This window comes from Enterococcus sp. DIV0774 (assembly GCF_050539095.1).
In the GTDB taxonomy this organism is placed as follows: Bacteria; Bacillota; Bacilli; order Lactobacillales; family Enterococcaceae; genus Enterococcus; species Enterococcus faecalis.
Genome location: NZ_CP172923.1, coordinates 1949922 through 1972389, shown reverse-complemented (window position 1 = coordinate 1972389; position 22468 = coordinate 1949922). Strand labels below are relative to the sequence as shown.

Here is a 22468-nt window from a genome sequence, read left to right as displayed (position 1 = left end):
TACCCTCTCTTTATAACATGAGGAAAAGAAAACTGCAAAAGATAGCTGTGTTTTTTGAAAAAAAGATCAGCTGGTTTCCGCCAGCTGATCATCCGTTGAAAAGAGATATAAAGAAGTGAATAAAGCTTGCTTTACCTCTATTTTATACCATGTTTTGATTCAAATAACTATTCAGTATTAGTTATACTTAAATAATAAATATGTATACGGATGTATTATTTTGAGGTATAGTCATAGAGAAAAGAGGGAACGTTTATGAAAAAATTTTGTTTAAGTTATAGCTCTGGTAAAGATTGTTTATTGGCGATGGATCGATTGGTACAAGCAGGAAATCAGCCAGTTGCGTTAGTGACAACATTAAGTGATGAAATTAATCGTTCTTGGTTTCACGGGATACCAATCTCCGTCTTAGAATCAGCAGCCGAAGCGTTAGATTTACCACTTGTTATATCACATAACAACGAAACAAATTACACAGAAAAAGTGGTTGAGGCACTGCATGAAACTAAAAAATTGGGTGCAGAAACGGTTTGTTTTGGCGATATAGATATTGAACAAAATGGTGCTTGGGATCGCCAAGTTGCATTAAGTGCTGGGCTTGAGCCACAATTACCTCTTTGGCAGGAGAATCGCGAAGCACTTGTCAAAGAATTCTTGGCAAAAGGGTACACAGCAATTATCAAAACGGTCAGCAAAGAGGCAGGTATTCCAATAAAATTTTTAGGAGAACCGTTAAATGAAACATTTATCACGTACCTTAAAGAGCATCAATTAGATATTTGCGGAGAAAACGGGGAGTACCATACGTTGGTAATTGACGGCCCGCTATTTAAAAAGAGGCTCAATTATTATACTTCAGGAATTTATGAAAGTCCTTATGCTTATTCTTTGATTATTGATGCTTAAATGAAAGTAAAAGGACACAAGCTGCCACTTTTTCTAGCGATATGCTATAATTGACTTAAGAAAAGTAGAGAAAGTGAGTGGTTAATTATGGAAGAAACTGTCTTTTTTAATTTAGGAAATGCCCTTGCTTCAAAAAGAGATCAAAAAGAATTAATTAAAGAAGCCCAAATTGCGAAAGATACTCGAAAGATTCCAGGAAAACTGATTATCGTTGAAGATGAAGAAAATGGTACCCATATTTTATTTGAATTAGCTGATCAAACAGAACCGTCTGCTGAAACAAAAGAATTCAAAGTAAAAAAAGTGATTGATTAAAAAAAAGCAACGAATTTTTCTAAATTCGTTGCTTTTTTATATTTTTTTACACAAATGATACAAAAAGAATATCAAAATCAAATAAATGATTAGTATACTTGAAGAAACAAATAGGAAGCAAAGCAAACGTTTTGAGGTGTTCTTTCATGGAAAATCGAGGAATTTTATTTGATAAAGATGGTACGTGTATTCGTTTTGATACTCTTTGGCAAGCAGGTTTGAAAGCTTGTTTTGAAACACTAAGTATGTTAGTCCCTCATCATTCAGCAGAAATAAAAAAGACATTAGCTATTCAGAAGCAACGTTTTTTGCAAAAACATTTACTTGATGAAGTCCTTTATCAGGAACTTTATCAGGAATTGGCGCAATTTGAGGAATTAGTCGAACAGGGAATCAGCAGTCGATGGCTGGAGCAATTTTTTTATGATTATTTACGAAAAAATCTGAAAAAGATTGAACCAATTGGTGATTTAAAACAGTTATTTCTTGAGCTAAAACGGAAGAACTATAAAATTGGATTAGCAACTTCAGATACTTTGCCAGCGACTATGTTGATTATGGAATATCTTGGTTTAACAGAAATGTTTGATTTTATTGCGACAGGAGATCGTTACTTACCGAAACCAGATGCGGACATGCTCCAAGCCTTTTGTCAGTCATGTCAATTGAAGTCGACAGAAGTAATTATGGTGGGGGATTCGCTCGTGGATGTTTTCATGGGAACTTGTCATGGCAAAGCAGGAATTGGTGTTTTAACAGGCAACTGCCAGTCAACTGATTTTGAAAAGTTTGAAGTAGCCTATTTCCGTGATATCCATGAAATACCTTATCAAGAATTATGGGAAAATACCAAGAAGAAAAAAATCTATTATTTTTGATATAAGTATTGTGAAAAACGTTTCTTTTATTCGAGTATCTAAGCAAGCATACTAGTGTATTTCAATAAAATACCATGATGTTCATAGGTTTTATAATTTCAGCTCACAGATTTTTGTTCAATAAGAAAAAAATTACAACTAAAATAGAAAACGAGCGTGGGACAAAAACTGATAAACGGCGGGAACAGAAGCAACACTTTCGGAAATAATCCGAAAGTGACTTTCTCACACAAGTGTTCGGGATATCTTAATCCTTAACTACGTGGTTCTCGGAGTTAAGGATTAAGATATCCCGACTTCGTTGTTAATATTTTACAATGACAAGTTTTTCTTATTTTAATCCTGAACTTGATTTAGAAATTGCATTTCCATTAGAAAAAGAAACAGTAACAGTAGCACTTAAATCACCATCTAAGTTTTTCATCCAGATTAAAGTATCATTTTTTTCACCATTGATATTTGTAGAAGTAATCCCTGTTGGATCTCCTAAATCTTTTCTAGCTTGTTCTTCAGAATATGAACCATCAGTAGCAATGTTATTTACTTGGTCTGCAGTAACTTTATCATGTTTTGCAACCTTCAAGCCACTTACAGATTTGCTCGCTGCTTTGCCATCAGAGAATGAAACAGTAATAGATGCAAGAAGATCACCACCCTTGACATTTGTCCAAGATAGAGTAGTGGTAGAGATGCCTTGGATATCTGTTGTAGAAGAAGATGCTGGTTCACCTAAAATTGCTTTTACTTCATCTTCTGTAGAACCGCCTTCGCTGCTGTTCATAATATCACCGACATTAATTTTATCGTAAGTTGCTTTTAAATCAGAGTTATCTTTCGATTTATCTTCTGATTTCTTTTCAGAGCTTTCTTTTTTTGTATCATTTTTTGAACTATTCGTAGCTTTTGAAGAAGAGGCTTCTGTTTTCACTTCTTTGGTATCGTTGCTTGCTTTTTTATCCTCTTTGCCAAGACCACTACCAGCAATCCCCAGTACAATAACTACTACAACCCAAAACCAAATTTTCTTATAAAATGGTTTTTTTACTTTTCCTTCATTTGAATCATTTTTTTCATTTTCACTTTCCCTCCCATAGTTTAGTTAATGATTTGTAGCGCTTACTAAATAGTTGAAAACAATCCCCAATTAAATAACTTTGGACTACAAATCACTTAGTTTAAATGAAAATAAGTATACCGTCCTGTGTAAAAATAACACACCACAGTATACTTATTTTATCATTATTTCATAAAAATAACACCATTATTTTTATGAAATAATTAAAAAAGATAAAAAATCTAAAAACTTCGACCGCCGCCACCGAATGTGCCGCCGCCAGTTGAGTGGGTGGTGCTGCCACCACCGCCCATTCCGCCACTGCCGCCATTGTTTTTAGGAATACGACGCGTAGTGATGAAAGAGTTGGTTAACTGATCTGTGCGGGAGGTTAAGTTTAAAGTTGTTTTTTCCCTAAAAGGATATTGATAACTTGAAAATTTTAATTGATATTTAGAAATATTAATGCCTAAGAAGACCAAACTGAGTATCAGAGCAGCAGCAAAAGCAATTACCATTTCCAGCGGGGTAATGACTTTATAACGAGTGATTTTACCTGTTGCGCTGTCCACACGATAGTGCCCCCCAGGAACCCCTTTATTAACAAATGCTTGAGTTTCCTGAACAAAGGTTTGAGCAGCCGCGAAATAATTTCCTTGACTCATCCCATCCATTACTTTATCTAAGGTGTCATTAATTCGTGCATCCGTCATATAATCAATCATGTTTCCAGAAGTAGAGATGTAGACTTTCCGTAAGTCCATATCAATGAGAAAAAGAATCGCATTTTGGTCCTTGCCAACTTTATTTAAAAGATAATGATCTGCATATTCTTGTTCATCGCCATAGGTATTATTATTTGTGGTCACAATAAAGACAGAGGCTTTTGTTTTTTCTTCTAAAGGTTGTATCTCTTGCTTTAGTTGGTTGATTTGATCAGGTGTCAGTAATTGTGCGCCATCATCAATTGAATTTTCAGCCGCCGAAACGGGTAGGGCAAGGCCAAAGGTAAGAAGTATTAGGAAAAAAATAGGTAAAAGTCGTTTTTTCATAGGAAATAACCTCCTAATAAAAAGAGTGCTAAGAGTCCAGCGAAAATGCCTAACGTTGCTAGTCCTAAACGAGTGTAACTAATTGGAAGCACACCGCTTACTTTACCTGTTTGTCCATTCATGGCATAATAATAAACTTTTTTTGATTGTTCCTGACTGCGATAGGTGACTAACCAAATTGGCAAAAGCATATAGTGATTATTTTCTTGGTTTAGAGAAATATCCGTGCGAACATTTGTCAACGTAGTATAACCAGAAGCAGAGTCCCGTAACAATGATTCCGAATAATCTTGTAATTCTTGTTGGACGTGTTTTTTGATTGCTTCATATTCAATATCGCGTTTTTCTGCTTGAAAACCTGCTAGGTATTGGCTTTTGAAAGGCACCGCTTGATCAATTAAAAATGGTTGAACGCCTTCCACCATTTTTTGTTGGACGTTTTTTGACAAGGCATTTTTAACTAATTCTTTAAATGATAATTTTCCTGAACGTCCCACATTGAAACGTTTTGTTTCGGTGTATTCAATATCACCTACGCGCCAAATGCGAATACTTGTGCCAGTAGCTTGCAGTTGTCCATCGACTTCTGCATCAACGACCCAATAGGGGAAGTAAACCCCAGTTAATTTATCGATTTGATTTTTGCTGAAAAAATCTCGGGGAATGAACCATTTTTTCTTGGTCCAAGCGAGAAATTTTTCAATCGCTTCGTCTTTTTCAATTGTAAAGGGTAAGACGTTTTCTGGTAAAAATTCGCCACTTAATCGACCAGCCAAGACAACAGGATTATGGCAATAATAACAGTATGTGGCAGCCGTTGTTGCATCGGTGACAATTTGAGCGCCACAGCTTGGACAATTAAAAATTTCCATTGTGCCTGCATCTGCAGCTGCTTCATTCTCAGTGGTCTCTGTTTGTTGCGTAGCGGAGGATTCTTCTTCCGCCGTGAAAGTCAAATTTTCCTCGGCAGTCGTTGTTGAGGGATTCTCTAAATGCGCCTCATGTTGCTGTTGCTCATAACGAGTCACTTCTTCTTCCGTGTAAATATTTAAACAATATTCACAATGAAATTTTTGATCTTTGGGATTAAATAAGAGCGGGCCGCCACAGTTGGGGCATTTATGGGTAAATGTTGTTTCCATTGCAACCGTCCTTTCTAATAGAGTGAGTAAATAACAGGAATCTGATTCAAAGAAAAAGGGTAGACTTGTGCCTGACCCTTTTCTTTAATTGTTCACTACTTGCTTATAAAGGAACCCCTTGGAATGGTTTACCACAATGTGGACAGAACTTAGGAATACCATTACTTAAGTCAACAATTTCGCTACATTCACTACATTTCATTTCTAATTTTGGTTTCTCGTTTGTTGGTTTTGGTGTACCACAGTTTGAACAAAACTTCCCAGTGTTTTCAGTCCCACATTGTGGGCAAGTCCAAGTGTCTGTAGACCCTTGTGCGTTTTGCTGGTTTTGTTTTTCTTGCATTTGTTGTTGGTTTGTTTGAGACGCTTGCGCAAAGTAGTTGCCATTCGCATTCATGCCCATACCAACGCCCATAAAGCCGCTCATAGCGCCACCTTCATTTTTACCAGCAGCCTCCATACCACGAGCCAAGGAACCTTGAACATAGCCTTCGCGAACACCTGGATCGCTGAGCATAGCTCCTTCATTTCGCATGTTGATTAATTTTGTTGAATCATCTGTATAAGAAATGCTCGCAACTGCTACAGAAACAATTTCCATGCCGCGATTGGTGCGCCAATCCTCATCAAGCGCAGTTTGCATATATTTGCTTAATTCAACACTTTTTGAGGGAACATAAGAAATACGTTGCCCATCAGCAGACATTTGATTGATTGCTGCTTGCAATGCTGTAATGAACTCCGCCAAATATTGTTCATTAATATCATTAATATCTACTTGCGTTTGGTTTTTAGGAATCGCATTAGTATAAAATAGCAAAGGATCTGTAATTTTAATTGAGTAATTTCCGTGTGCACGTAAGAAAAGTTCGGCATTATAAAAATTATCAAAATAGTTTAATGGCGCAGGTGTTCCAAATTTAATGCCTTTAATTTCTTGCAAATTAATATAAAAAACTTGTTGTTTTTGTGGAGTTACGCCACCAAATTTGAAACGACTGAAGGTCTCTGCAATCGCATCTTTTAAAGAACCGTTAAACATTGAAGGCGCAGAATCATTTTTGACTGTATAATAGCCTTCTTCAGCAGTGTAATCGATGATTTTGCCACCATCGACAAGAAGCATCATCATGTTGGGATAGACATGTACAACAGAACCATCTGTTAAAACATCGTCCGTTCCTTTACGATTAGAACCACGTTTATCATCTTTACGTACAAAAACACCTTTTGTCATGACGGTTGTGTCCCCCATATTATCAGGTTCAATAACCTCTAGCCATTGATCGGCCAAGCCACCGCCAACTGAACTTGTTGCTGCTTTAATAAGTCCCATGTTCATTCCTCCTAATAAAAAACTAATTGTTAAAGCTAGTATACCACACAATGAATGCAGAGAAATCCAACGAAAGCCTGATGAAATGGAAAAAATTGATCAAACTTTATTAAGAAATTAAAAAAAGTATAGGTGAAACACAAGCATTTTAAAAAAAGTTACGTATAATAGAAGAAAAGACATATTATATAGTTAGGGGATTATTGAATGGAACGAAGCAATCGTAATAAAAAATCTTCAAAAAAACCACTTATTCTTGGTGTTTCTGCCTTGGTTCTAATCGCTGCTGCCGGTGGCGGGTATTATGCTTATAGTCAATGGCAAGCCAAACAAGAATTAGCCGAAGCGAAGAAAACAGCTACTACATTTTTAAACGTATTGTCAAAACAGGAATTTGATAAGTTACCGTCCGTTGTTCAAGAAGCTAGCTTAAAGAAAAATGGCTATGATACTAAATCTGTTGTTGAAAAATACCAAGCAATTTATTCAGGGATTCAAGCTGAAGGAGTCAAAGCTAGTGATGTTCAAGTCAAAAAAGCGAAAGACAATCAATACACATTTACCTATAAATTATCGATGAGTACCCCTTTAGGCGAAATGAAAGATTTGTCTTATCAATCAAGTATCGCCAAAAAAGGCGATACCTACCAAATCGCTTGGAAGCCGTCTTTAATTTTTCCAGATATGTCAGGAAATGATAAAATTTCGATTCAAGTAGATAATGCCAAACGTGGAGAAATTGTCGATCGTAATGGTAGTGGGCTAGCAATTAACAAAGTGTTTGACGAAGTGGGCGTAGTGCCTGGCAAACTCGGTTCTGGCGCAGAAAAAACAGCCAATATCAAAGCTTTTAGTGATAAGTTCGGCGTTTCTGTTGATGAAATCAATCAAAAGTTAAGCCAAGGATGGGTCCAAGCAGACTCCTTTGTACCAATCACAGTCGCTTCTGAACCAGTGACAGAATTACCAACAGGGGCTGCGACAAAAGATACAGAGTCACGTTATTATCCGCTGGGGGAAGCAGCTGCGCAATTAATCGGGTATACGGGCACCATTACTGCAGAAGATATTGAAAAAAATCCAGAGTTAAGTAGTACGGGCGTAATTGGTAAAACTGGCTTAGAACGAGCGTTTGATAAAGAATTAAGAGGGCAAGATGGTGGCTCACTAGTTATTTTAGATGACAAAGAGAATGTCAAAAAAGCTTTACAAACCAAAGAGAAAAAAGATGGTCAAACGATTAAATTAACGATTGACAGTGGCGTACAACAACAAGCTTTTGCTATATTTGACAAACGTCCTGGTAGTGCGGTCATTACCGATCCTCAAAAAGGCGATTTATTAGCAACGGTTAGTTCACCTTCGTATGATCCTAATAAAATGGCCAATGGTATTTCTCAAAAAGAATATGATGCTTACAATAACAACAAAGATTTACCATTCACAGCACGTTTTGCGACAGGCTATGCACCAGGCTCTACCTTTAAAACAATTACCGGTGCCATTGGTTTAGATGCAGGGACATTGAAGCCAGATGAAGAGCTAGAAATTAATGGCTTGAAATGGCAAAAAGATAAATCTTGGGGCGGCTATTTTGCAACACGTGTAAAAGAAGCAAGTCCAGTCAATCTGCGTACCGCTTTAGTTAATTCAGATAATATTTATTTTGCCCAACAAACATTACGGATGGGAGAAGACAAATTTAGAGCGGGTCTTAATAAATTCATTTTCGGTGAGGAACTAGATTTACCAATTGCCATGACGCCTGCTCAAATTTCAAATGAAGATAAATTTAATTCTGAAATTCTTTTGGCAGATACGGGCTACGGCCAAGGCCAATTGTTAATTTCGCCAATCCAGCAAGCTACCATGTATAGTGTTTTCCAAAATAATGGGACATTAGTCTATCCAAAATTAGTTTTAGACAAAGAAACGAAGAAAAAAGACAATGTAATCAGCGCCAACGCAGCGAATACAATTGCCACAGATCTTTTAGGTAGTGTGGAAGATCCTTCAGGTTATGTTTATAATATGTACAATCCGAACTTCTCATTGGCTGCCAAAACAGGAACAGCTGAAATAAAAGATAAACAAGATACAGATGGCAAAGAAAACAGTTTCCTTCTAACGTTAGATCGTAGTAACAATAAATTCTTAACAATGATTATGGTTGAAAATTCAGGAGAAAATGGTTCTGCAACAGATATCAGTAAACCATTAATTGATTACTTAGAAGCAACCATTAAATAAAAAGAGAAAATGAACGAAACGAGGTTTCTGTAAAAAGAAACCTCGTTTTCCCTTTTTAGAAAAAGGAAAGTGTGCTACAATGAAGCGACTAAATTGTAGAAGGAAAGGGATTCGTGTGCGAATTTTAGCAATAGATACATCTAACCAAACATTGAGTATTGCTGTGTGTGAAAATCAAAAAATTCTGGGAAGTTATACAGCAACGGTTAAAAGAAATCATAGCTTAACATTAATGCCGGCAATTGACTATTTGATGAGTCAATTGAACTTGGCGCCAACGGCAATTGATCGTTTTGTCGTAGCAGAAGGACCTGGATCATACACTGGTTTACGTTTAGGCGTGACGACTGCCAAAACATTGGCCTATACTTTAAAGAAAGAGCTAGTAGGCATTTCCAGTCTACAAACGTTAGCTGCCAATTGTGTTGGACAAACCGGTTTAGTTGTGCCTCTTTTTGATGCGCGTCGTAAAAACGTCTATGCTGGTGCTTATCGGTTTGTCAATGGCATGTGGCAAAATGAGTTACCGGACCAACATATTTCCCTGCGGGAGTTATTAGAACAACTAAAAAATGAACCAAATCTTTTTTTTGTTGGTGAAGATGTTGAAAAATTCACTGAAGAAATAGCTCAAATCATTCCTCATGGAGAAATTTGTGATGTCCCGCAATGGCAAATTCCTAATGCCGCAGTTTTGGCTGCGTTAGGTAGTGTGGCTGAACCTGTTGAAAATGTTCATGGGTTCTTACCTGCGTATTTGAAAAAAGTAGAAGCGGAAGAAAATTGGTTGAAGACACACACGCCTAATGGAGAAAGCTATGTGGAAAAACTTTAATTTTGTGACAAAATACTTTACAAAAAGAAGGCAACGGTATATAACTAAAACCATTGCAATGAACCAGCAAGAATTTCAATTGCGTGAAATTACCTACCAAGATATTAAGGATTTACTTGCAATTGAACGCGAAGTTTATGCTGGGGAACTTCCTTGGACGATGTCTGCTTTCATGGCAGAACTTGGCTCAAAAGCGCCGCATCTCTATTTGTTAGCGGCAATTAACGGAAAAACAGTTGGCTTTATTGGCTGTCGGATTCAAGGAACGGATGCACACATTACGAATGTCGCTGTTCACACAGCATACCAAGGCTTAGGTTTAGGTCGTTCTTTAATAGAAGAAACGCGAATTTTTGCCAAGAAAAATCGTTGTGAAACCTTATCGCTAGAAGTACGAATGAGTAATGTTAAAGCCCAACGTTTATATCGAAAAATTGGCTTTGCCTCACAAACGGTGAAAAAAGGCTATTATGACGAAAATAATGAAGACGCACTAGAAATGATAATTGATTTAAAAGAAGAGTGAAGAAAAAATGTTAGTAACAAAAAAAGAAATATCTATAGCAAATATTGGTGAAGAATTATGGCGTTTTAGTAATTCTTCTTATACAACTGGCTCCCCTTGGACAGAAACACAATTCGCGGAAGATTTTGCTCAGGAAAATAGCGAATATCTTTTTTTAGTTGAAAATGGCCAGTGGTTAGGTTATATTGCCTATCATTTTATTTTAGATGAAGCAGAAATTAGTCACGTTGTTGTGAATGGTCAGAAACAACACCAAGGAATTGGTTGTCAATTAATGAAAGCTTTTAAAGAATATGTTAAAAGTCGTGACATTACACAAATTTTCTTAGAGGTCAGAGAATCGAATACATTAGCTCAAAAACTTTATGAGAAAACAGGTTTTCGGAAAGTAGCTGTTCGAAAAAATTATTATAAAGAACCTCAAGAAAATGCCTTTGTAATGTGTGCGAAATTAAGGAAGGAAGCCCAATGACAATTTTTACAAAAGAACGTAAATTATTATTAGCTGTGGAAAGTAGCTGTGATGAAACAAGTGTGGCTGTCATTGAAGATGGCGACAAAATTCTTTCCAATATCGTAGCTTCGCAAATTAAGAGCCATCAACGTTTTGGTGGAGTCGTTCCGGAAGTTGCGAGCCGTCATCATGTTGAACAAGTGACGATCTGTATTGAAGAAGCATTAACAGAAGCAAAAGTCACACCAGAAGAGCTTAGTGGCGTTGCTGTGACCTATGGGCCTGGGTTAGTTGGTGCTTTATTAATAGGACTTTCTGCAGCAAAAGCATTTGCTTGGGCGCACCAATTACCACTTATTCCAGTCAATCATATGGCTGGGCACATTTATGCTGCCCGTTTTGTGGCACCGCTCGAATTTCCATTGATGGCCTTACTCGTTAGTGGAGGACATACGGAATTGGTCTACATGAAAGAAGATGGCTCTTTCGAAATTGTTGGTGAAACACGTGATGATGCAGCTGGTGAAGCGTATGATAAAGTCGGACGTGTGTTAGGGTTGCCTTATCCTAGTGGCAAAGAGATTGATGCTTTGGCCCATGAAGGCACAGATACCTATCAATTTCCACGGGCGATGCTAAAAGAGGATAACTATGACTTTAGCTTTAGTGGTTTGAAAAGTGCGTTTATTAACACGGTTCATAATGCAGAGCAACGTGGTGAAGTACTGTCTACAAAGGATTTAGCCGCAAGTTTTCAGGCGAGTGTGGTAGAAGTATTAGTGACTAAAACCATTCGTGCTTGTCAAGAATATCCTGTTAAACAATTGCTAATTGCTGGGGGCGTTGCTGCGAATCAAGGATTACGAGAAGCAATGAGACATGCAATCAGTGAACAATTACCAGAAGTGACATTACTTATTCCGCCATTAAAACTTTGTGGGGATAACGCGGCGATGATTGGCGCTGCCGCCTTTATCGAAGCTGAAAAGAATCACTTTGCTTCGTATAACTTAAATGCAGAACCTGGCGTTAGTTTTATGACAATTAGTGAAGAAGGCTAGCCAGCTAGACAAAAATTTGCTATAATGAAGCCAGTTTAACAATGACATTCGATGATAAAGAGAGTACTTATTTCAACGTCAGCTTAGCGATCTTGGGAAGGTGGGAGCCAAGAGTGATCGGAATGAGGAAGCGCACTTTTAGAATTCTGCTGAAAGCAGACGGCAATCACCGTTATCGATGAAGCAGGTCTATCCAAGTAGTATAGACAATTAGAGTGGTACCGCGGGTAAATTCTCGTCTCTGACAAAACAAATCATTTTGTTTTGTCAGAGACGTTTTTGTTTTTTTATACTTACAAATTAATCAGGAGGGTTCTTATGAACAACAAAGAAATCGTAGCAAAAGCGTTACATGATGTTTTAAATGAAGAATTAACGATGGATCAAATCGAACAATTATTGGAAAATCCTAAATCTGTTGATCATGGAGATGTTGCTTTTCCAGCCTTTTCATTAGCTAAAATTTATCGTAAAGCACCACAACAAATTGCAGCAGAATTAGCAGAAAAAATTGATGGCACAAATTTTGAAAAAATTGAAGTGGTAGGACCTTATTTAAACTTTTTCATGAATAAAGAAGCAGTCAGTCAAGCTGTCATTGGCGCAGTAGTCAAAGAAAAAAACAACTACGGAAACAGTACCTTTGGCAATAATGGCAATGTTCCTATTGATATGTCTTCACCAAACATTGCTAAACCAATTTCTATGGGGCACTTACGTTCTACGGTAATCGGGAATTCAATTGCCTTTATTTTAGAAAAAATTGGGTATCAGCCAATTCGGATTAACCACTTAGGTGACTGGGGTACACAGTTTGGTAAGTTAATTGTAGCTTATAAAAAATGGGGTTCTGAAGAAGCAGTCCGCCAACAACCAATTAATGAATTATTGCGCTTATATGTGCAATTTCATGAAGAAGCAGAAGAAAAACCAGAATTAGAAGACGAAGCACGTGCTTGGTTTAAAAAATTAGAAGAAGGAGACCAAGAAGCCAATGAATTATGGAAATGGTTCCGTAGCGAGTCTCTAAAAGAATTTGATAAAATCTATTCCATGTTAGAAGTTGAATTTGATTCTTATAATGGCGAAGCCTTTTATAATGATAAAATGGATGAAATTGTTACTTTATTAGAAGAAAAACATTTATTAACAGAAAATCAAGGTGCAGAAATTGTTGATTTGACAGAATATAATTTAAATCCAGCACTTATTCGTAAATCAGATGGTGCGACCTTATATATCACACGGGATTTAGCTGCTGCGCTTTACCGTAAACGGACGTATGATTTTGCCAAATCACTTTATGTAGTCGGCAACGAACAAAGCAATCACTTCAAACAATTAAAAGCAGTCTTGAAAGAACTAGGATTTGACTGGTCAGATGATATGGAACACATTCCGTTTGGTTTAATTACTCAAGGCGGTAAAAAATTATCCACACGTAAAGGGAAAATTGTTTTATTAGAAGAAGTATTGAATGAAGCTGTTACTTTAGCAGGAAATCAAATTAACGAGAAAAATCCAGACTTAGCAAATCGTGAAGAAGTGGCGAAACAAGTTGGTGTAGGTGCAGTTATTTTCCATGACCTTAAAAATGATCGTCTAAATAATTTCGATTTTGTATTAGATGAAGTTGTTCGTTTTGAAGGCGAAACTGGCCCATATGTTCAATATACACATGCTCGTGCGATGAGTATTTTACGTAAAGCAAACTTTACACCAGACGCTACACAACGTTATGCACTAAATGACAAGGATAGCTGGGAAGTCGTGAAGTTGTTACAAAAATTCCCTGAAACTGTGATGCAAGCTGCTGAAAAATATGAACCATCTGTTATTGCGAAACATAGCATTCATTTAGCACAAGCGTTCAATAAATATTATGCCCATGTTCGGATTTTGGATGAAGATGCTCAAAAAGAGGCACGCTTAGCGTTAGTTTATGCAGTAGCTACTGTTTTAAAAGAAGATTTACGTTTACTAGGATTACATGCACCAGAAGAAATGTAGAAGTTTTTGTGAAAATTTTACTGCGTTGAACGCTAAACTTATTAAGCAAATATTAAAGTTAAGTTACAGATTGAGAAATTCATAGTAATTAAATAGCTGGGGTGCTATACTCGAGTCAAGTTATAAAAGGATTAGAAAAGGTGGCACCCAATTATATGACAGAAAAATGGCGTGAAGACGAAGAATATCTTTCTTATGTAGAAGATTTATTAGCAACCGAAGAAGTCCAAAAATTAGCAGAATACACACAACATATGCATTCAACTCGTTTAGAACATTCAATTAGTGTTTCCTATCATAGCTATAAATTAGCAAAGCGTTGGAACGGCAATGCTCGTGCAACAGCTCGTGCTGGTTTATTGCATGATTTGTTTTACTATGATTGGCGCACAACAAAGTTTGACGAAGGCTCTCATGCCTATGTTCATCCACGAATTGCAGCCAAAAATGCTGAAAAAATTACAGAGTTGTCTGATTTAGAACGAGACATTATTATTAAACATATGTGGGGCGCAACTATTGCACCACCAAAATACAAAGAAAGTTACATTGTAACCTTTGTTGACAAATATTGTGCTGTCAAAGAAGCAGCGTTGCCGATGACGACAGCCATGAAAACCAAATGGCGTCAGTATTTTGGCCAACAGTCAATCTAAAAAAAGCTTATCCGGAAGGATAAGCTTTTTTTGTTTGACGTTGACTAAAAAGTCTAACATTCATCTATTTAAAATAAATATTAAAAGTAATTTTGTTCTGTTAATTTCTTTTGAGCATATCGATAGACTGCTTCTTGATTTTCAGTTGTCAATTGTTTGTAAACATTCATAATATTGGTCGGGACAACAAGTGGCGTTTCTTCCGTTTCAGGAATACCTAAGATTTCAAGAGGTGATACATCTAAAACTTTAGATAAGGCGACAATTTTATCCCTCCCCATATTTTCAATCATTCCAGTTTCCCATTTCCTGACGGTACTTTTTCCAACACCAACAAAATTTCCAACTTGTTCTAATGTAAGATTTTTCTCCATCCGTTTTTGCTTCAAAAAATTTTCTTTCAAAAAAACCACCTCCGTAAAAACATTCTAGCACAAAAAGTGTCGCAAAAGAAACATGTTTTTTTGAAAGTAGATATAACAAATATAACAAAAAAGTTATTTGATTTTAATGATATTGACGTTTTTTTCACAAAATGATATAATTTCTGTGTCTTATTAGACACGAAGAGTGGAAAAGGGGGAGAGTAAAATGGAATCAAATTTAATTCACTCAAAATTGAGAATGAAAGGAAAAAATGTTGAATGGTTGGCAAATGAAATGACTGCATACGGGCAGCCCGTATCCGCTTCAACGATTTACAAAAAATTAAAAGGAGAAGTTGTTTTCAAAGCAGCGGATATTAAATTGATTTCACAGTTGTTGGATTTGAAGAATGAAGAAATTATGACTATTTTTTTTAGTGAATTAGTGTCTAAAAAGACACATATTGATGTTGAAAGGATTGTGATGAATGAAAAAAATTATTAATAAGTTATTTTCGCTTTGTTTAATTATTTTTATTATTTTAGGATCTAATACAAGTATTATTTCTTATGCGATAGATAATGAAAGTGGACCGCAAATTCGGTCTGTATCTGTGGAGTATCCAGAAAATAAGACGGAAATTGTTGCGACAAAAGATTGGGCAACTGTTTCCTTGGCGTTATCAATTTCCGAATTAGCAATTGGAGAGACGATTACATTAAGAATGGATAGCGAAAAATATTCCTATTCAATGACACCTTTTGAAATCAGTGATGGGCTTCGAGTGACTCCAAATGATGATGGAACTTGGACGATTAAAGCGTTGCAAAATATTGTAGACTATTCAGCTGATTTAGAATTAAAATTACGATATAACCAAAATTTGTCAGAAAATTTTGAAGATAAAGTGACTTTTACTTTTGGAGATTCACAAAAAGTTGCAATGATTAACATTGGGCAATATGTTGAGAAAGTTCCAGAAACTGAGCTCGTTCGGAAAGTTCCTTTAGGTTTTACGCCAGAAGGAAGAGTTGCTTGGGTCATCTATTTTAACTATAACCAAGCAGGACTTTCAGGTTCAGAAAAAACAACCTTTAAATTTTTAGATAATGTAGGTCCAAACCAAACATTAGCTGTTGACAGTATTGCCGCGTATCTCACCAAGCAGCCTATTTTAGAAGTAAATGGTGAAATGATTCGGAATTTAGAGCATGATGAATACAGTTACGATGCTAGTCAATTTTTCCAAAAACATGCTTCTAAAAGCGGACTTAATTATGAAGCGGAGAAATTTGAAGGAATACCAACGGCTACGGGCAGTTATCTTTCTAACAAAAACGCCTATTATATTTATTTAGAAACAATTCCAAATGAAAATATTCCAAGTGATGCCTTACTATCAAATTACACCTATATGCGTATTTCTAATGAGGGATTCGATGCTTGGGAAGATGAAGACATCGCTTATATCACTGCGGATGAAAATAGTGGAGGAACAGGTCAAGGTGGTGTTATTTTAGAAAAAATAGACGCAGAGACAGCTGAAGTTCTGCAAGGCGCTATTTTCAAACTTGTGAATAAAAAAACACAACAAGTTATTCAAGAGAATTTAAGGACCAATCAATCTGGACAAATCCGTTTAGCTGGTTTAGAACCTGATCAATATGAATTAATTGAGGTTAAAGCACCACCCGGCTATAAATTAGATGCAACGCCAGTATCATTTGAAATTAAATCAGGCCAAACTCAGACGATTCGTCTGAAAAAAGAAAATACACGTTTAGAAAATCAATTAAAAGTAGAAAAAGTAGATGAAAATAATGAGGCGAAGCGTTTAGCGGGTGCTGAATTTTCGTTGTATGACCAAAAAAATAATCTAATAGAAAAAGGTGTCACGAATGAAAATGGCGAGCTGTTATTTTCAAATTTATCACCTGATGGAGAATATTATTTAGTTGAAACGAAGGCGCCTAATGGCTATGAATTAGACGATACTAAACATCCTATTTCATTTGCTGGAAAAGCCGACTACACTTTAACATATCGGGTGAAGAATAAGCAGCAAGTACAAATTGGTTCCATCAAAATTGTCAAACAAGATAAAGAAAGCAAAAAACGTTTAACAGGCGCAGAATTTCAGTGGAAAGATACGGTGACAGGAAAAACAGGAACAGTGACAGTTGGAACCGATGGAACGGTCACAATTCCCAACTTATCCGTCAATCGTACGTATGAAATCACAGAAACGAAAGCACCCACAGGTTATGTACTAGACAAAACCGTGCATAAAGTCACTTTAACAACTGCACAAGCCAATAAAGTAGTGACTGTAACTGTTGACAATGTAGCGCAAAAAGGGTCCATCAAAATTGTTAAACAAGATAAAGACAGTAAAAAACGTTTAACAGGCGCAGAATTTCAGTGGAAAGATACGGTGACAGGAAAAACAGGAACAGTGACAGTTGGAACCGATGGAACGGTCACAATTCCCAACTTATCCGTCAATCGTACGTATGAAATCACAGAAATGAAAGCACCCACAGGTTATGTACTAGACAAAACCGTGCATAAAGTCACTTTAACAACTGCACAGGCAAATAAAGTAGTGACAGTAATCATTGAAAATACAGCGCAAAAAGGTAGTCTAGCAATAATCAAAGTAGACAAAGATTCAAGAAAACGTCTAGCAGGTGCAGAGTTCAAATGGCGTGATACGGTGACGGGAAAAGAAGGAACAGTTGTAGCCGACAAAAATGGACAAGCACTGATAACAGATTTGCCAGTCAATCGTGTATACGAAATTACGGAAATTAAAGCACCAAATGGCTATATCTTAAATAACAAGACTTACCGAGTTATCTTAACGACTAATTTTGCAGATAAAATTGGTTATTATACCATTGAAAATACAGCGCAAGAAGGTAGTCTAGCAATAATCAAAGTAGACAAAGATTCAAGAAAACGTCTAGCAGGTGCAGAGTTCAAATGGCGTGATACGGTGACAGGAAAAGAAGGAACAGTTGTAGCCGACAAAAATGGACAAGCCCTGATAACGAATTTGCCAGTCAATCGTGTATACGAAATTACAGAAATTAAAGCACCAAACGGCTATATCTTAAATAACAAGACTTACCGAGTTACCCTAACGACTAATTTTGCTGACAAGATTGGTTATTATACCATTGAAAATGTTGCGCTACGTGGCAATTTAAAATTAATTAAACAAGATAGTTATTCAAAACAACGTTTAGCAGGTGCACAATTTAGATGGCGTGACACAGTGAACGGGAATACAGGCGTAGTAACTGCTAATGCTAATGGTGAAGCAACTTTGTATAATTTTTCCGTCAACCGGATTTATGAAATTACAGAAATAAAAGCACCAAATGGTTATATACTTGACAAAACGGTGCATAGAGTTCTTTTACCTTCGAATTATGCTGGCAAAACCTACACGTTTACCAAAAATAATCAAGCACAAAAAGGCGCCATCAAAATTGTTAAGCAAGATGGATATACGAAACAACGTTTAGCAGGTGCACAATTTAAATTCCGAGACACAACCAATAATTATACTGCAACGTTTACAGCGAATAGGAACGGTGAAGTACTGATTACTGGATTAGCCAGTGATCGTATCTATGAGATTACAGAAATCAAAGCACCGAATGGCTATATCATAGATAGACGTGTTCATAAAGTTGATTTACGTGGACAAGGTGGTAAAACCTATACATTAGTCTTAAATAATCAAGCACAAAAAAGTGCCATCAAAATTATTAAGCAAGATGGATATACGAAACAACGTTTAGCAGGCGCACAATTTAAATTCCGAGACACAACCAACAATTACACAGCAACGTTTACAGCGGATAGAAACGGTGAAGTACTGATTCCTGGATTAGCCGGTGATCGTATCTATGAGATCACAGAAATTAAAGCACCAAACGGCTATACTATAGATAGACGTGTTCATAAAGTTGATTTACGTGGACAAGGTGGTAAAACCTATACACTAGTCTTGAATAATACATCACAACAGGGCGCTATCAAAATTATTAAGCAAGATACGGATACAAAACAACGTTTAGCAGGCGCAAAATTTAGATTCCGCGATACCACCAATAACTATACGGCAACATTTACAGCAAATGGAAATGGTGAAGTACTGATTCCAGGATTATCGTCAGATCGTATTTATGAAATCACCGAGATTCAAGCGCCAACTGGGTATGCGTTGGATAGTAGGGTCCATCGGATTGACTTACGAGGCCAAGGCGCAAAAACGTATACGTTAGTGTTAAACAATAAAGCAAACTATGGTGCTATTAAAATTATTAAACAAGATGTTGAAACAAAAGTACGTTTAGCAGGCGCTGTTTTTGAATGGAAAGATACAACTAACGGCTATACACAAAGAGTGACAACTGGGGGAGATGGTACAGTTACTATCAGTGGACTATCCGTAAACCGAGTGTATGAAATTAGAGAAGTTCAAGCGCCAGCTGGTTATTCACGAAATACTACGCCAACACGTGTCAGTCTGATGCAAAATCATGCGGGGCAAACAATTGCAATTGTTCGAGAAAATCGCAGAATACCAGTTTATAATCCACCGCCACCAACAGTTTGGCCCTATGTGCCACCCATCACTAACTATAATCCACCTGTGTACTATAATCCGCCAAGATATTATTATGGGGGATGTGTCATGGTTATCGTGGTGGTGTGTTGGTAAAAAACAAATAGAGAGAAAGGAGTATCTAATGAGTCAATCCGCTTTACCGAAACTTGGGGTAATTTCAACGGGCGCCCTTTTCGTGACTGATTTAATTGGTGTTATTCTAGTTTCAATTGTCACTGCCTACATTCTATATCGTTATTTTTTGAAACGAGGACAAATTACATGATTTATTTGTATCAGTTATACAAAGTAATTATGTTCATTTTCTTAACCTATTTATTTACAAGTTTATTTCTCAGTTTTCGAACAAGAAAAAAAACAAGAAGAGAAGTCGAAGTAGCAGAAGAATTTTTCTGCTACTTTCTTGTACCGTGTGTAAACGAGGAGAAAGTCATCGGAGAAACATTAAAAAAACTGGTTGCTTTACCAATTAAGAAAAAAATAATTGCGATTGATGATGGATCAACGGACCAAACCAAAGCAATGATGGACAGTATTGCTGGTCCAATCCAAGTTCTGTCTCGTCAATTTCCTAATGCGCAACAAGGCAAAGGCGCCGCTTTGAACCATGCTTTCCAAATTGTATTAGCAGATGCAGAAAAAAAAGACTACTCACGAAATCAAATATTGGTGGGAGTAGTGGATGCAGATGGTTTTTTTAGTGAGAATATTATCAATGAACTAACTGCTGTTTTCGCAGATACGACAATCTGTGCTGCGCAAACAAGAATCAAAATGAAAGATGTTACAAGTTTTATGTTTATTGCACAAGATGTTGAGTTTTTTACGATTAATAATTTTATTCAAAAGGCACGTCGGGCAACAAAAACCATCGGACTTGGTGGCAATGGTCAGTTTTTTCGGTTATCAATGATTACCGAACACTTAGGTTATCAGCCTTGGGGAAATGCTTTATTGGATGACTATGAGTTAACCATTAAATTAATGCTGAAAGAGTTATCGATTGCTTATATTGACGAGGCCTTTATGGCTCAAGAAGCACTGAGAGATGTGAAACGTTTTATTCGGCAACGAAGCCGTTGGGTTCAAGGGAATTTAGATTGTCTAGCGTATTTACCCAGGGTGATTAAATCAAAGTCATTAACGCTAAGGCAGAAGTGCGGCATCTATTATTTTTTAGCGCAACCCTTTATTAATCTCGTCGCAGGAATCCTCGTTTTTGTTTTAACTGGGCTTCAACTGCAACACTTGTATAGGTTAGGTTTTTCGTTATCTCTAGGTATTAGTTTTGCTTTGGCTGTCAGTATTTCGCTAGTTTTCGGCATTTTTTTTACAATCAACTATTATCGCGAGTTGAAAAATTTTCAATTAGAAGTACCGGCAAAAGTGGGGTTAATTAGTTTACCTTTTACTATTTCCTACATGTACTTAATTTTATTCGTTAGTGTGGTAATGGCTTATTATCGGTTTATTAAAGGGAATAGCACGTGGATAAAAACGGAACGCAATTGATTTTTTATTGCACTTTCCAGAGTTGCGTGGTATTATTTTTAATAGTTTAATAGCAACATGGTGATGGTGTTCACCACGAACTATTTATCGGACGAATAAATTAATGACGCCTACCAAACGGGAGAAGTGTACCCTTTGGTAGGCTTTTTCTGTACGCTAGGATTGGCGATAAGAAAATTGTAAAGGAGCATGTAAAGTGAAAAAAGAAACAAAGCAACTACTATCAATCGGCGGTTATATGGCAAAATGGTTGCTCATTACCGCAATTATGGGTTTATTTATGGGGGCGTTATCCGCCTTTTTCTTAAAGAGTCTCACCTATGTAACAGATGTTCGTTTAGCAAATCCTTGGTTACTCTTTATCCTCCCCATTAGCGGTGTTGTTTTTACGTATTTCTATACGCGTTTTGGGAAAAATGCTAGCCGAGGAAATAACTTAGTGATTGAACAAGGCAATGGCGGGGAAGAAGATATTCCCTTGCGCTTAATTCCTTTAACATTGTTTGGCACGATTACTACGCACTTATTTGGTGGTTCTGTTGGTCGTGAAGGGACGGCGGTGCAAATGGGGGGCGCAATCGCAAATGCTGTAGGAAAAGTCTTTAAACTGTCCGCTTTGGAACGACAAGTAATTATTATTAGCGGAATTAGTGCAGGTTTTAGTTCTGTTTTTGGCACACCATTAGCGGGAACGGTTTTCGGATTAGAAGTTTTGGCGATTGGAAAAGTTCGTGCAGAGGCACTTTTCCCAAGTTTTTTTGCAGGCTTATTTGCTAATTTTGTGACTGAAAGTTTTGGTGTAACACATACGCATTATCCGATGGGCAAAATTCCGACTTGGTCGGTTGATCTATTCGTAAAATTATTTTTGGCATCGATTTGTTTTGGTTTGGCAGGTTGGGTTTTTAGTCGTTCCATTGTCTTTTTAAAAAAGACCTACGCAAATTGGTTTGCTAATGTCTACCTTCGTGCGTTTCTTGGGGCGTCCATTGTCGTTCTGTTTGTGCTCGTCTTAAACAACCAACGTTATTTAGGCTTGAGTTTACCTTTATTAGAAGATGCATTTGCAGGCAATGCGCAGCCTTTTGATTTTGTTGGGAAATTATTCTTTACGGTGTTATCCTTGGGTGCCGGATTCCAAGGAGGGGAAGTAACGCCATTGTTTGAAATTGGGGCTACGTTAGGTAGTTCTTTGGCCCCTTTGTTACATCTATCAATTCCTTTTTTAGCAGGGTTAGGATTTATTGGTGTTTTTTCTGGCGCCACGAATACGCCGATTGCTTGTTTCATTATGGGCATTGAACTATTTGGTAGTGAAGCGGCGGTCTATTTTTTCATGGTTTGCTTAATCAGTTTTATGTGTTCTGGAAATAGTGGTATTTATGCTTCACAACAAAGTTTGTATCGCAAAGGAACAGCAGAATATCCTCTCTTTAACGCATTAAAAAATCGACGTAAATAAGATGTTTT

Annotated in this window: 20 protein-coding genes, 1 riboswitch and 1 other annotated feature; of the genes, 15 read left to right on the top strand and 5 right to left on the bottom strand. The window is 36.8% G+C overall.

Annotated elements, in window-relative coordinates:
• The first annotated feature begins 255 nt into the window (after positions 1 to 255).
• From IGL86_RS09450 to IGL86_RS09440, 3 genes are all read left to right on the top strand, one after another.
• Positions 256 to 906: a hypothetical protein gene (locus IGL86_RS09450; protein ID WP_010823866.1), complete on the top strand. Its 651-nt coding sequence runs from the start codon at positions 256 to 258 to the stop codon at positions 904 to 906.
• 87 nt (positions 907 to 993) lie between these two features.
• On the top strand, positions 994 to 1221 hold the full coding sequence (locus IGL86_RS09445; RefSeq protein ID WP_002362220.1) for a hypothetical protein: 228 nt from the start codon (positions 994 to 996) through the stop codon (positions 1219 to 1221).
• A 146-nt stretch (positions 1222 to 1367) separates the two neighbouring features.
• Positions 1368 to 2099, top strand: coding sequence for an HAD family hydrolase (locus tag IGL86_RS09440; RefSeq protein ID WP_033625892.1), 732 nt, complete (start codon positions 1368 to 1370; stop codon positions 2097 to 2099).
• A 331-nt stretch (positions 2100 to 2430) separates the two neighbouring features.
• Here the strand turns inward: IGL86_RS09440 and IGL86_RS09435 are convergent, their stop codons facing one another.
• From IGL86_RS09435 to IGL86_RS09420, 4 genes are all read right to left on the bottom strand, one after another.
• A complete protein-coding gene (locus IGL86_RS09435; RefSeq protein WP_033625897.1) occupies positions 2431 to 3027 on the bottom strand; it encodes a DUF3862 domain-containing protein in 597 nt (198 codons plus the stop codon).
• Positions 3028 to 3395: 368 nt separating this feature from the next.
• Positions 3396 to 4205, bottom strand: coding sequence for a TPM domain-containing protein (locus IGL86_RS09430; RefSeq protein WP_002362631.1), 810 nt, complete (start codon positions 4203 to 4205; stop codon positions 3396 to 3398).
• On the bottom strand, positions 4202 to 5347 hold the full coding sequence (locus tag IGL86_RS09425; RefSeq protein WP_002356655.1) for a hypothetical protein: 1146 nt from the start codon (positions 5345 to 5347) through the stop codon (positions 4202 to 4204). The genes IGL86_RS09430 and IGL86_RS09425 overlap by 4 nt, the downstream gene beginning before the upstream one ends.
• 103 nt (positions 5348 to 5450) lie before the next feature.
• Positions 5451 to 6683: an SPFH domain-containing protein gene (locus tag IGL86_RS09420; RefSeq protein WP_002381543.1), complete on the bottom strand. Its 1233-nt coding sequence runs from the start codon at positions 6681 to 6683 to the stop codon at positions 5451 to 5453.
• A 207-nt stretch (positions 6684 to 6890) separates the two neighbouring features.
• Here IGL86_RS09420 and IGL86_RS09415 point away from each other — a divergent pair, with 207 nt between their 5' ends.
• From IGL86_RS09415 to IGL86_RS09385, 7 genes are all read left to right on the top strand, one after another.
• A complete protein-coding gene (locus IGL86_RS09415; protein WP_002356658.1) occupies positions 6891 to 8933 on the top strand; it encodes a penicillin-binding transpeptidase domain-containing protein in 2043 nt (680 codons plus the stop codon).
• 115 nt (positions 8934 to 9048) lie between these two features.
• The gene (gene tsaB, locus IGL86_RS09410) at positions 9049 to 9768 is read left to right on the top strand and encodes a tRNA (adenosine(37)-N6)-threonylcarbamoyltransferase complex dimerization subunit type 1 TsaB (protein ID WP_010713198.1); all 720 of its coding nucleotides are present in this window, start codon (positions 9049 to 9051) and stop codon (positions 9766 to 9768) included.
• Positions 9740 to 10294: a ribosomal protein S18-alanine N-acetyltransferase gene (gene rimI, locus IGL86_RS09405; protein WP_002384199.1), complete on the top strand. Its 555-nt coding sequence runs from the start codon at positions 9740 to 9742 to the stop codon at positions 10292 to 10294. Before tsaB ends, rimI (IGL86_RS09405) begins: the two co-directional genes overlap by 29 nt.
• Positions 10295 to 10301: 7 nt before the next feature.
• The gene (gene rimI, locus IGL86_RS09400) at positions 10302 to 10766 is read left to right on the top strand and encodes a ribosomal protein S18-alanine N-acetyltransferase (RefSeq protein ID WP_010713199.1); all 465 of its coding nucleotides are present in this window, start codon (positions 10302 to 10304) and stop codon (positions 10764 to 10766) included.
• Positions 10763 to 11809: a tRNA (adenosine(37)-N6)-threonylcarbamoyltransferase complex transferase subunit TsaD gene (gene tsaD / locus IGL86_RS09395; protein WP_002374298.1), complete on the top strand. Its 1047-nt coding sequence runs from the start codon at positions 10763 to 10765 to the stop codon at positions 11807 to 11809. The genes rimI (IGL86_RS09400) and tsaD overlap by 4 nt, the downstream gene beginning before the upstream one ends.
• 42 nt (positions 11810 to 11851) lie before the next feature.
• Positions 11852 to 12055, top strand: a binding site (T-box leader).
• 72 nt (positions 12056 to 12127) lie between these two features.
• Positions 12128 to 13819, top strand: coding sequence for an arginine--tRNA ligase (gene argS, locus IGL86_RS09390; RefSeq protein WP_002367081.1), 1692 nt, complete (start codon positions 12128 to 12130; stop codon positions 13817 to 13819).
• Between the two features lie 155 nt (positions 13820 to 13974).
• A complete protein-coding gene (locus IGL86_RS09385) occupies positions 13975 to 14475 on the top strand; it encodes an HD domain-containing protein (RefSeq protein ID WP_002356666.1) in 501 nt (166 codons plus the stop codon).
• Positions 14476 to 14555: 80 nt separating this feature from the next.
• On the opposite strand, the gene IGL86_RS09380 is transcribed toward IGL86_RS09385, so the two are convergent.
• Positions 14556 to 14888 carry a helix-turn-helix domain-containing protein gene (locus IGL86_RS09380; protein ID WP_016618386.1) on the bottom strand — a complete coding sequence of 111 codons (333 nt, stop codon included), beginning with the start codon at positions 14886 to 14888 and terminating at the stop codon, positions 14556 to 14558.
• Positions 14889 to 15066: 178 nt separating this feature from the next.
• Between IGL86_RS09380 and IGL86_RS09375 the strand changes: the two genes are divergently transcribed.
• The 5 genes from IGL86_RS09375 (at position 15067) to IGL86_RS09355 (ending at position 22460) form a co-directional block, all read left to right on the top strand.
• On the top strand, positions 15067 to 15345 hold the full coding sequence (locus tag IGL86_RS09375; protein ID WP_010707303.1) for a hypothetical protein: 279 nt from the start codon (positions 15067 to 15069) through the stop codon (positions 15343 to 15345).
• On the top strand, positions 15329 to 19579 hold the full coding sequence (locus IGL86_RS09370; protein ID WP_159150412.1) for a SpaA isopeptide-forming pilin-related protein: 4251 nt from the start codon (positions 15329 to 15331) through the stop codon (positions 19577 to 19579). Before IGL86_RS09375 ends, IGL86_RS09370 begins: the two co-directional genes overlap by 17 nt.
• A 28-nt stretch (positions 19580 to 19607) precedes the next feature.
• On the top strand, positions 19608 to 19751 hold the full coding sequence (locus IGL86_RS09365) for a hypothetical protein (RefSeq protein ID WP_002400869.1): 144 nt from the start codon (positions 19608 to 19610) through the stop codon (positions 19749 to 19751).
• Positions 19748 to 20998: a glycosyltransferase family 2 protein gene (locus IGL86_RS09360; protein WP_033626121.1), complete on the top strand. Its 1251-nt coding sequence runs from the start codon at positions 19748 to 19750 to the stop codon at positions 20996 to 20998. Before IGL86_RS09365 ends, IGL86_RS09360 begins: the two co-directional genes overlap by 4 nt.
• A 50-nt stretch (positions 20999 to 21048) precedes the next feature.
• A riboswitch (Fluoride riboswitch) is annotated at positions 21049 to 21118 on the top strand.
• Between the two features lie 76 nt (positions 21119 to 21194).
• Positions 21195 to 22460 carry a voltage-gated chloride channel family protein gene (locus IGL86_RS09355; RefSeq protein WP_033626120.1) on the top strand — a complete coding sequence of 422 codons (1266 nt, stop codon included), beginning with the start codon at positions 21195 to 21197 and terminating at the stop codon, positions 22458 to 22460.
• Positions 22461 to 22468: the final 8 nt, after the last annotated feature.

Coding starts and splice junctions, on each gene's coding strand:
- IGL86_RS09450 (WP_010823866.1), top strand. CDS start 256: ATGAAAAAATTTTGTTTAAGTTATAGCTCTGGTAAAGATTGTTTATTG.
- IGL86_RS09445 (WP_002362220.1), top strand. CDS start 994: ATGGAAGAAACTGTCTTTTTTAATTTAGGAAATGCCCTTGCTTCAAAA.
- IGL86_RS09440 (WP_033625892.1), top strand. CDS start 1,368: ATGGAAAATCGAGGAATTTTATTTGATAAAGATGGTACGTGTATTCGT.
- IGL86_RS09430 (WP_002362631.1), bottom strand. CDS start 4,205: ATGAAAAAACGACTTTTACCTATTTTTTTCCTAATACTTCTTACCTTT.
- IGL86_RS09425 (WP_002356655.1), bottom strand. CDS start 5,347: ATGGAAACAACATTTACCCATAAATGCCCCAACTGTGGCGGCCCGCTC.
- IGL86_RS09420 (WP_002381543.1), bottom strand. CDS start 6,683: ATGGGACTTATTAAAGCAGCAACAAGTTCAGTTGGCGGTGGCTTGGCC.
- IGL86_RS09415 (WP_002356658.1), top strand. CDS start 6,891: ATGGAACGAAGCAATCGTAATAAAAAATCTTCAAAAAAACCACTTATT.
- rimI (WP_002384199.1), top strand. CDS start 9,740: ATGGAGAAAGCTATGTGGAAAAACTTTAATTTTGTGACAAAATACTTT.
- rimI (WP_010713199.1), top strand. CDS start 10,302: ATGTTAGTAACAAAAAAAGAAATATCTATAGCAAATATTGGTGAAGAA.
- tsaD (WP_002374298.1), top strand. CDS start 10,763: ATGACAATTTTTACAAAAGAACGTAAATTATTATTAGCTGTGGAAAGT.
- argS (WP_002367081.1), top strand. CDS start 12,128: ATGAACAACAAAGAAATCGTAGCAAAAGCGTTACATGATGTTTTAAAT.
- IGL86_RS09385 (WP_002356666.1), top strand. CDS start 13,975: ATGACAGAAAAATGGCGTGAAGACGAAGAATATCTTTCTTATGTAGAA.
- IGL86_RS09375 (WP_010707303.1), top strand. CDS start 15,067: ATGGAATCAAATTTAATTCACTCAAAATTGAGAATGAAAGGAAAAAAT.
- IGL86_RS09370 (WP_159150412.1), top strand. CDS start 15,329: ATGAAAAAAATTATTAATAAGTTATTTTCGCTTTGTTTAATTATTTTT.
- IGL86_RS09365 (WP_002400869.1), top strand. CDS start 19,608: ATGAGTCAATCCGCTTTACCGAAACTTGGGGTAATTTCAACGGGCGCC.
- IGL86_RS09360 (WP_033626121.1), top strand. CDS start 19,748: ATGATTTATTTGTATCAGTTATACAAAGTAATTATGTTCATTTTCTTA.